Below are 9,752 nucleotides of genomic sequence, written 5' to 3'. Positions count from 1 at the left end.
TATTCTCAAACACTTTGGCTCAAACTATACAATTAATTTTGCTTAGGTACTTATGATCGTTGTTACGATAGGCTTCAAGAGAGTTGACACTGTTCAGAAAAAAAGGAAGTTCGTCCGCACTACTATCGACGATGTTTGTTGGGTTAGCAGTTAAGTTAGCAGTATAACTTTCTAGCCCACTACCAAAATTAGAAGTTTTGACATTGAAAAAGCTTCTGTTGCTTCTTTCTCCAATCACTGCAGCCGCATCGTGAAAGCCACTTCCGGGCAGGGGACTATGGTCAAAGTCAAAGTCATTAATATCAAACCCCTCAACAAAAGTTACTGTGGTATCCCAGCGAAAGGTCAAAACAGTATAGTTCTGGATATTTACGACAGAGGGTAGAGCGCCATTGACAATTAGGTTACCTTGGCTATCAAAAGCATTACCACCATTAGTTGGTCGGCTGGTCAAAGCAAGGGGAATTCCACCTTGGAACAAAATTGAATCCCGATAGTCTGCTGTTCCTGCGGTAAATACTTCATAGGTTACAGTTATACCATCGTCCGTTAAGGTTGCTCCAGGTCCGTCAAGTATTAGGTCGTTTAAATCAAAAGTTGCGGCGATAGTGGGCTGAGCCGCTGCCAACACATTCCCCACAATTAAGGCAAATTTAAAGAGACTGGGTTTCATAATGTAAATGATTGTTGTTAGTGTTTAGTTTTATGATTAATAAATTGTGCATTTTTATATAAGAGTTTAACTCACAATTATAGTTTTGCGTAGAGTGTGGACAATCGGGCGAAAGGGCTAAAATATCTATGCATAACTTTTATTCCTATTCCAACAAGCGGTTAATTCGGTCTACCTGCATTCCTTTCCAGGAACTAGCGACAATCTTGTTTCCATCAAAGCCAGGTTGACTGGGGTAACCAACAATCTCCCGAAAGGAACCGTACAAAAATTCTATTCGATAGTTACTTGTGACCGGAAAATAAAACTCCTCCCCAGGAATTTCTAGCCCTTCCTCAATGATTTGTAAATCATCAATACTGGTAACGTTGTTATCACTGTCTAGGTTAACGGTGGCAGCTTCGGCTAAGGTAAGCCAAAATGGAGTCTGTAAACTGGTCATTAAAGAAATGACTTGTTTACTTTTAATTACTCTTGTTAACATTTGTTTATGTTTGTTATTAAACTGATAACTTTATCGATATTACTATATACATTTTAGTAAGTGGTATTAAAAATTAGTTAAATAGGGAAAATTTACGTGAAAATACGTTAGCGTGACAGAAGAACTTATAACGATTTAGAAGCATACTATGACTGTCGATCAACTACTATTGCTTATTGCTTTACTAAGCCCAGGAATTTTATTATCTGCCTTGGTAATGGGGAGCTTTGCTAAAGGAGGTTAGGTTAAATCCTGACTAAAACTCAGAGGGGCAAGAGATATCGATAACGACTCACTTGCCCCTCTGATGTGGTATATCCCTCACCTTTAATCTTTGTCTGTTTGGTCATGGGATTGATTTGGGGAGATGGAATCAACGCCGTCTAAATTAGCTTCGAGGTTTTTCCTTTGTTCCATTTGACTGAGGAAATACCCTGTCATCATGGCCGAGGCGAGAAGATTGGCTAAATTTTCTCGGTCCGTGGTAACTTGAATGTTGAAATCTTCCGATGGAAGCATCCCCACTAGACCTTGTACATTTTGCGTAATAATTTGTTGAATCTCAGGACTAGCAGATTGAGCGATGCGAGAAAGTGTGTCAGGATGTTGTTGTTGTAAATATTGAATTAGGGTGTTAGGATCTTGTTCTTCTGGTTCAGAAGCGAAAAAATCAAAGTTGAATACCATTAGAACTCCAAAATTGGGGTTGACTTATGTTCCACTGTTATATACTTCCCACTATAAACCCTACGGAGAAAAATCGCTAAAAATTAATCTGTAGATTGGGGAAACTGGTCAATCTCAAAATATTGATGAAATTTTGTGGTCACTTCTAATAAATATGATCTTCCAGTTTCTTGGCGACGTTTACGGACAAAACCCATCTCTACTAATTCTTGGACGTGCTGATAGGCGGTACTTCCCCTAAGTTCAATTAACTCTGTTTGAACAATAGGATTCTTCAGCGCAATGGCTGCGAGGGTTCTCAGGGTTCCTTTTCCTAGTTCTGCTGGAATAATGTTGTCAGTAAGATCGTCAAAAACGGAACGCAACTGTAGACTATAACCGGTTTCTGTTTCCACCACCTCTAAAGCACTGTCACGATAAGCATAATCAGAAATCAATTCCATCATCGCTTCTTGTGCTATGTCCACTTCACACTCAGCACATTGAGCAATATCCGTTAAAGTTAGGGGTTGGGCTTTAAGATAGAGGATAGCCTCTATTTTCGTTGCTAGTTTCATCATCTTCTATTTTTAATCGGAGAAAATATCGATTTCGGTGGGGTTGAGATTGAGTTTTATGGGGTGGTCATATCCAATAAAATCAAGGAATTGAGTCAAAATTTCTAGGGTTGAGTCGTCTTGAAAATGGTTCGGTTTGGTTGCAGGATGGGGATAATAAACTAGTCCAGTACACTTAGTTTGATCGTAAATAACCTGACAAAAGGAAAAAGAAAAAGTTTCTGCTGGTGAGTCAGGATTCCATTTAACAAATTCAAAGGTATGTTGGGGATTATATAGTCTAAATCTATAAGGACTAATTTTGACGTTTAAAGTTCCCTCATAAAAACAAGAAATATCTAATCCTAATTCTTTAAAGAAAGGAGTTTGCATCTTAATAGTCCCTTGAGGATAAGGACTATGTTTTGTCATTCCTGAAGCAACCCGATGACCTTTGCTTATAGTCCCGTTGACCGTTATCCAATCTTTTGTCATGGCTGTTTTTGTTTAGATGGTATACTACCATAGATGAAAGTTTATGAGCTTCTTTTTTTATAAAATTTACTACTTTTAGCAAGCTTTTTGAGTAATAGTTTTATTATGGATCTTAGAACCTGCGAAATTAATTTAAATCATTGGTATGTGGTAGCACAAAGCAGAGAAATTACGACCAAACCCGTAGAGGTTAAGTTGTGGTACCGTTCAATTGTGCTTTATCGAGATAGTACGGGAAAGATTTATGGATTAGATAATCGTTGTCCCCATCGTCAGGTTAAACTGAGCGATGGGAAAGTAGTAGAAAACTCTTTAGAATGCGCTTATCATGGTTGGAAATTTAATGGAGAAGGAAGCTGTACTTTGATTCCTTACTTATTAGAAAATCAAGCTTTACCTCAAGGAAAAATTTATAGTTATCCTGTGCAAGAAAGTGATGGCTTTATCTGGATTTTTTTAGGAGATAAAGAGCTACTTAAATCAGAGAATATTCAACCTATGAGTATTGGGGAATGGGAACATCTTAATTATATTAGTACGGTTTCTGTTATCGATTGTCAGGCTCACTTTTCTTTCCTAATCGAAAATTTAATGGATATGTATCATGGTCATCTTCATGAAGACTATCAAGCTTGGACAGACGCAAAATTAAAAAAGTTGATTACTACTGAGAATGAAGTTAAAGGAGTTTACGAAGCCAAAAGTTATTATAAAATTGATAAAATTTGGTCAATATTTCAGTTATTTTTTCCTAGACTTCGGTCTCTACATTCTGAGTCCTTGATGGTGAATTATTGTTATCCTCATTGGCAATCTACTTTAGGAAAAGACTTTACTATCTATTGTTTATTTTCTCCCATCAGCTTAACTCATACTAAAGCATATCTGGTTCACTTTACTTCTTTAAATGCCTTTTGGCGGTTACATAAATTACCGCAATGGTTTAGACAGTTTATCAAAGATAAACTTTATGGTGCAGCACAAACCATGTTAGACGGATTAGTTAAACAGGATATCACTATGATCGAACAAGAACAACAAGCTTATGAGAAACTATTAAGAAAGCCAACCTATGAGGTTAATGCTACTATTCCCGCTGTTCAAAAAATGATCAAAAAACAAGTAGCAACAAAAGATATTTCTGCTTTTGTTAAAAAATTCACCTTGGATTTGGATGAAAAGACAAACAAACAGAAAAGTGAAGAGAACTCTATCAGATAAATCATTATTCCATGATTAGATTATTGAGAAATGTACATCAAGAGCAAAATTAGATCAACAACAATGGTATAGTAATGACGATGAACCGATTAAAAATAATACCCAAATATGGAAAATGTTACGCCTAATTTTATTTCTCCTCAATTATCTAGCGAAGACCTGAAATTAGAAAGTCCATTAAAATTAGGTGTATTAGCATCAGGAAGTGGAACAAACTTTAGTGCGATCGCTGAAGCTATCAATAAAAAACAATTAAACGCCACAATCCCCCTTTTAATTTATAATAATCCCCAAGCCACAGTTAAAGATAAAGCGAGTGCTTTCAACATTGAATCCAAACTACTTAACCATCGAGAATTTAAGCAGCGAGAAGACTTAGATCAAGCCATTGTGGACCTGTTTAAATCTTATCAAATTGATTGGGTCATCATGGCAGGTTGGATGAGAATTGTAACCCCTGTCTTGTTAGAAGCATTCCCCAACCATGTGATTAATATTCATCCCAGTTTATTGCCTAGTTTTAAAGGAATTAAAGCAGTAGAACAGGCATTACAAGCAGGTGTTAAAATTACAGGATGTACTGTTCACCTTGCTAGTTTGGAAGTAGATAGCGGACCTATTTTGTTACAAGCTGCAGTTCCTATTTTAGCCAACGATACCCCAGAGACCTTACACAATAGAATCCAGATACAAGAACATAAAATTTTTCCCTTGGGCATTGCCTTAGCGTCTAAATTATACCCTTAAAATCACTTAATTAACTATGAATGCTTGTCCAGAATATATTCTTTTTGCTCAACACGGATGGGCTGATACCAATGAAGAAATAAATCAACTTGCCACCAAATTAGCCAACGATAAGACGATGGTTATTAGTCCTAATTTGGGATGGTTAAAAACTTGGTTAACCATTGAACCCTTAATTGAAAAAGTAACCAAAAAAGCAGAAGAAATCGACGAAAAATATCCCCAAACTCCTTGGCGAATTATTGGTCATTCTATGGGAGGATTAATTTGGATCGAAGTGCTGAATAAAAACCCTCAATGGTGGGAAAAAATACACTCTTTCGTCTTGATTGCTTCTCCCGTTGGTGGGGCAGATTTAGCAAGAATTATTGACCCATTATCCATTGGAGTTGGTATTGCTTCCGACTTAGGAACAAACCGCCGTTTAAAAGCAGATAGAATCACAAAAATTGTGCCAACATTGGTCATTGCAGGTAATACGGATAACGGCAGCGATGGCACCATTCCCGTTTCATCTACCAAATTATCCTACAGTCATTTTGTTTGTTTACCCAATATTTCCCATAGTCAATTAAAAAATCATCCTATCCTAGTAGATGTTATTCAAAAATTCTGGAAAACCTCTCCAACTCCCGCCCTATTTGAAAAAGATTTTTCTACAGTTTTAATCGAGAGATTACAATTTATTCCTGGGATGACCGATGGTCATTCTAAGGACTTTGGAAAAGCCAAATCTTACCTAAATTTTGAAAGAGGAATCTCTATTAAGTTGTGGAAAAATCCCTTAAATATCCTTCATATTTTTGTGGTCAATGAGCAACAAGAATGTTTGTATGCCGGGTTTGTCGGATGGATACATTCAGACGGACTATACCAAGCTTTAGAAGATATTCACCAAGACTATTATGAATTAGTTATCCACGGACTCGATTAATTGTCTAGAGAATTTCTGCCTATCTTCTGGATCAACATTAAAGAATAATGTTTCTATGACAATAACATTTTACCCCAATAATAACAAACGACAGATTTTTATGCTAACTTTTTATAGAGGAGTTTAACTCTCACTATTTGTGTTTATCTATCCACAGACCCTTGCAAACGCGATTATCAATTTGTCTTTGTAGTAGTGATAAATCTCTCACTCAGTTATTGACCAATCATCTGAGTGACGATCGCTATCACCTACATATCATCGATCAACTCAAGAACTTAATTCCTTTTTTGGGGGATTATAGCGAAACAATAGATTGCTTAATTGTTCTAGAAGAACCCTCTATTCTGCCATTGTTTAACAAACTCTATGAACAAGGAACCCTTTTGCCGGTTGTTATTCTTCAGGAAAAGGACGAGCAATCCACAGCTGTGTCTAATGTAGAATCACCTACTTTTTTGTACCACAGTGCCGAGGTGCATCACAGGACAACAGAATTAGATGACATTCAAATGATCATCGATCGAGCAATTACTAAGTTTTTACATTTAGGGCCAAGTTGTTTTATTACCGATCGCCCCCTGTCTTCTGAACAAGATACGAATACGGAAAATAATCAGAGTCTTTTACTCTTACAACAGCGTCGTTTAGCAGAAAAACTAAAAGAAAGATTAGGCTATTTGGGGGTTTATTATAAACGAAACCCTCAGTATTTTTACCGAAATCTTTCCCCAGAAGATAAACAAGTATTGCTAAAAGAATTAATGACCAATTATCGGGAGATAATTTTGAATTATTTTGGTGAAAATACGGAAATAAATCAGGCCATTGATCAATTTGTTAATCAAGCTTTTTTTGCGGATATATCTGTGTCCCGTGTCTTAGAAATGCACATGGAATTAATGGACGAGTTTTCTCAGCAACTCAAATTGGAAGGACGTAGCGAAGAAATTTTGCAGGATTATCGCCTAACCATTATTGATATTTTAGCTCATTTAGGGGAAATGTATCGTCGTTGTATTCCTAGAGGGGATTTACTTTTTGATTTATTAAATCAAATCGATTAAAGTGGTCAAAGATTATAAAATGCTACTAAGATAACTCTTATTGTTTTATTGTTATGTCAACCTTCGATATTTTTCTGATGATTTTTCTTGATGTGTGACCATGATTGATTTCAAAAAGACCTATGTTCTCAAACTCTACGTCGCTGGTAATACCCCTAACTCTGTGCGGGCCTTAAAAACATTAAAAAACATTCTTGAAGACGAGTTTAAGGGGGTTTATGCTTTAAAAGTTATCGATGTGTTGAAAAATCCACAACTAGCTGAAGAAGATAAAATTTTGGCAACACCAACCCTAGCCAAAATTCTCCCCCCACCCGTGCGTAAAATCATCGGAGACCTTTCTGATCGAGAAAAAGTTTTAATTGGTCTGGATCTTCTTTACGAAGAGATTAGGGAAAGGGAAAAAGATCCCTAAATAGTTAACGAAATACACTTTTTAAAATTCCCCTTTAAGATTCCATAAACTTTAATACTTTTAATTACATAACGATCATAAATAAGTCATGAACCAACCCCTTCCTAGTGAAAATCAATCGCAAAAATTAGCCCCTAAAGGTGTCCGTAAAATTCGGACAATGATCGAAGGATTGGACGAGATTACCCACGGAGGTTTACCTCTAGGAAGAACCACCTTGGCCAGTGGAACATCGGGAACAGGAAAAACCCTTTTTGCGGTACAATTCCTTTATCATGGCATCAAGTATTTTGATTATCCTGGGCTTTTTGTTACCTTTGAAGAATCCCCCCACGACATCATCGAAAATGCCTATAGTTTTGGTTGGGACTTACAAAAACTAATCGATGAAGGTCAATTATTTATTTTAGATGCTTCCCCCGATCCCGAAGGGCAAGAAGTGGTAGGAAGTTTTGATTTATCGGCTTTAATCGAACGGATACAATACGCCATCTATAAGTACAAAGCCAAGTTAGTCTCTATTGACTCGGTTACTGCGGTGTTTCAGCAATACGACGCAGCCTCTGTGGTGAGACGGGAAATATTTCGCCTCGTTGCCCGTCTCAAACAGTTAGGAGTTACATCCATCTTAACCACAGAAAGAGTAGAAGAATACGGACAAATTGCCCGTTTTGGAGTAGAAGAATTTGTCTCAGATAATGTGATTATCGTGCGCAATGTTTTAGAAGGGGAACGTCGTCGCCGTACTATCGAAATTCTCAAGTTACGGGGAACAACCCACATGAAAGGAGAATACCCTTTTACCATCACCAACGATGGTATCAATATCTTCCCATTGGGGGCAATGAGATTGACACAGCGATCGTCCAATGCGCGAATTTCCTCCGGTGTTAAAACCTTGGATCAAATGTGTGGAGGTGGATTCTTTAAAGACTCCATTATTCTTGCTACTGGGGCAACCGGAACCGGTAAAACTTTACTGGTGAGTAAATTTTTAGAAGAGGGTTGCCGCCAAAAAGAAAGGGCAATTTTATTCGCCTACGAAGAGTCTCGCGCCCAATTATCTCGTAATGCTTTTTCTTGGGGCATTGACTTTGAAGAAATGGAAGAAAAAGGATTGTTAAAATTATTATGTACCTATCCAGAATCTGCCGGTTTAGAAGACCATTTACAAATTATTAAATCAGAAATTTCTGAATTTAAACCCGGTCGAATTGCTATTGATTCTTTATCAGCATTGGCTAGGGGTGTTACTAATAATGCGTTTCGTCAATTTGTAATTGGGGTTACAGGATACGCCAAACAAGAAGAAATTACAGGGTTTTTTACCAACACCACCGATCAATTTATGGGGGCCCATTCTATTACTGAGTCCCATATTTCTACCATCACTGACACCATTTTGATGTTGCAATATGTAGAAATTCGTGGGGAAATGTCTCGGGCAATTAATGTCTTTAAAATGAGGGGTTCTTGGCACGATAAAGGCATCAGGGAATACATGATCAATCAAGATGGCCCCATTATTCAAGATTCTTTCCGTAACTACGAACGGATTATTAGTGGTTCTCCCAGTCGTATTACTGTGGATGAGAAAAGCGAATTATCTCGTATTGTTCGCGGGGTAAAAGATAAAACAGAAGACTAATTGAGGGTTGAGAAAGTTAGGGAGTGTGGGGAGTGTGGGGAGTGTGGGAAGAATTAAGCAATATATAATGTTTTCTTTTCCCACTCTTTCCCATCCCTGTCTCAACAGATAATTTTATTAACCAACCAATATTGTTTGACCACCCTACTTTAAAAAAGCGATCGCAACCATTGTAAAAAGCGTTGTAAAATCTGTTTAATTCCTTGCAAAATTGATAAACGCTGAGAAGAAGATAAGGTATTAATTTGATTATCACAGTCTTCAACATCGGAACCTAAACCCATTCTTTGATATAATTCACGGGCATAATGATAAGATTGAATCGCTTCTTGGTTACGGTTGAGTTTTCCGTAAATAAGACCAAGATTATAGTAAGCATTTGCTACTGAATAAATTGCGCCGATGTCTTCAGCAATGGTTAAAGATTGTTGATAGTAGTCAATGGCGGTTTGATACTCTCCTAAATTTTTGTAAGCATTGCCTAAATTGCCTAAAGAAATGCCTTCTCCTTGTCTATTCCCTATCTCTCTAGAAATGGTTAAAGATTGTTGATGGTAGTCGATGGCGGTTTGATACTCTCCTAATGAATCATAAGCATTGCCTAAATTGCCTAAAGAAATGCCTTCTCCTTGTCTATCCCCTATCTCTCTAGAAATGGTTAAAGATTGTTGATGGTAGTCAATGGCGGTTTGATACTCTCCTAATGATTGATAAGCATTGCCTAAATTGCCTAAAGAAATGCCTTCTCCTTGTCTATTCCCTATCTCTCTAGAAATGGTTAAAGATTGTTGCTGGTTCTAACGGTTTCAGTTGAAGCGTGGTTGTGGTACAATTTACTTCAAAGA

Annotated in this window: 11 protein-coding genes and 1 pseudogene; 6 read left to right on the top strand and 6 right to left on the bottom strand. The window is 37.2% G+C overall.

What is annotated here, in order from left to right; translation table 11 throughout:
• Positions 1 to 19: 19 nt before the first annotated feature.
• The 5 genes from P9B04_RS08340 to P9B04_RS08320 all read right to left on the bottom strand — a co-directional run bounded on the left by P9B04_RS08340 (position 20) and on the right by P9B04_RS08320 (position 2,875).
• Positions 20 to 673, bottom strand: coding sequence for a hypothetical protein (locus P9B04_RS08340; RefSeq protein WP_342054529.1), 654 nt, complete (start codon positions 671 to 673; stop codon positions 20 to 22).
• A gap of 145 nt (positions 674 to 818) precedes the next feature.
• A complete protein-coding gene (locus P9B04_RS08335) occupies positions 819 to 1,157 on the bottom strand; it encodes a hypothetical protein (RefSeq protein ID WP_342054528.1) in 339 nt (112 codons plus the stop codon).
• Positions 1,158 to 1,484: 327 nt separating this feature from the next.
• The gene (locus P9B04_RS08330; protein WP_342054527.1) at positions 1,485 to 1,844 is read right to left on the bottom strand and encodes a DUF760 domain-containing protein; all 360 of its coding nucleotides are present in this window, start codon (positions 1,842 to 1,844) and stop codon (positions 1,485 to 1,487) included.
• An 83-nt stretch (positions 1,845 to 1,927) separates the two neighbouring features.
• A complete protein-coding gene (gene scpB, locus P9B04_RS08325) occupies positions 1,928 to 2,404 on the bottom strand; it encodes an SMC-Scp complex subunit ScpB (RefSeq protein ID WP_342054526.1) in 477 nt (158 codons plus the stop codon).
• Positions 2,405 to 2,413: 9 nt separating this feature from the next.
• The gene (locus P9B04_RS08320) at positions 2,414 to 2,875 is read right to left on the bottom strand and encodes a hypothetical protein (protein WP_342054525.1); all 462 of its coding nucleotides are present in this window, start codon (positions 2,873 to 2,875) and stop codon (positions 2,414 to 2,416) included.
• A 105-nt stretch (positions 2,876 to 2,980) separates the two neighbouring features.
• Here P9B04_RS08320 and P9B04_RS08315 point away from each other — a divergent pair, with 105 nt between their 5' ends.
• The 6 genes from P9B04_RS08315 (at position 2,981) to kaiC (ending at position 8,907) form a co-directional block, all read left to right on the top strand.
• Positions 2,981 to 4,096 (top strand): aromatic ring-hydroxylating dioxygenase subunit alpha, encoded by a 1,116-nt coding sequence (locus P9B04_RS08315; RefSeq protein ID WP_342054524.1) that lies wholly within the window; start codon positions 2,981 to 2,983, stop codon positions 4,094 to 4,096.
• Between the two features lie 108 nt (positions 4,097 to 4,204).
• Positions 4,205 to 4,843, top strand: coding sequence for a phosphoribosylglycinamide formyltransferase (gene purN, locus P9B04_RS08310; RefSeq protein WP_342054523.1), 639 nt, complete (start codon positions 4,205 to 4,207; stop codon positions 4,841 to 4,843).
• Positions 4,844 to 4,859: 16 nt separating this feature from the next.
• Entirely contained in the window at positions 4,860 to 5,777 is a 918-nt protein-coding gene (locus tag P9B04_RS08305; protein WP_342054522.1) for a serine aminopeptidase domain-containing protein, read from the top strand.
• A 161-nt stretch (positions 5,778 to 5,938) separates the two neighbouring features.
• Entirely contained in the window at positions 5,939 to 6,844 is a 906-nt protein-coding gene (locus P9B04_RS08300; protein ID WP_342054521.1) for a circadian clock protein KaiA, read from the top strand.
• 100 nt (positions 6,845 to 6,944) lie between these two features.
• On the top strand, positions 6,945 to 7,259 hold the full coding sequence (gene kaiB / locus P9B04_RS08295; protein ID WP_342054520.1) for a circadian clock protein KaiB: 315 nt from the start codon (positions 6,945 to 6,947) through the stop codon (positions 7,257 to 7,259).
• Between the two features lie 88 nt (positions 7,260 to 7,347).
• Positions 7,348 to 8,907, top strand: a complete 1,560-nt coding sequence (gene kaiC / locus P9B04_RS08290) for a circadian clock protein KaiC (RefSeq protein ID WP_342054519.1) — start codon at positions 7,348 to 7,350, stop codon at positions 8,905 to 8,907.
• 149 nt (positions 8,908 to 9,056) lie between these two features.
• Here the strand turns inward: kaiC and P9B04_RS08285 are convergent.
• Positions 9,057 to 9,689 (bottom strand): annotated as a pseudogene (locus P9B04_RS08285) (tetratricopeptide repeat protein); the annotation flags it as partial.
• Between the last annotated feature and the right edge of the window lie 63 nt (positions 9,690 to 9,752).

This window comes from Crocosphaera sp. Alani8, from assembly GCF_038442745.1.
Classification (GTDB): domain Bacteria; phylum Cyanobacteriota; class Cyanobacteriia; order Cyanobacteriales; family Microcystaceae; genus Crocosphaera.
Note: the sequence above shows the minus strand (reverse complement) of the source record. Positions and strands in the feature narration are given on the sequence as shown.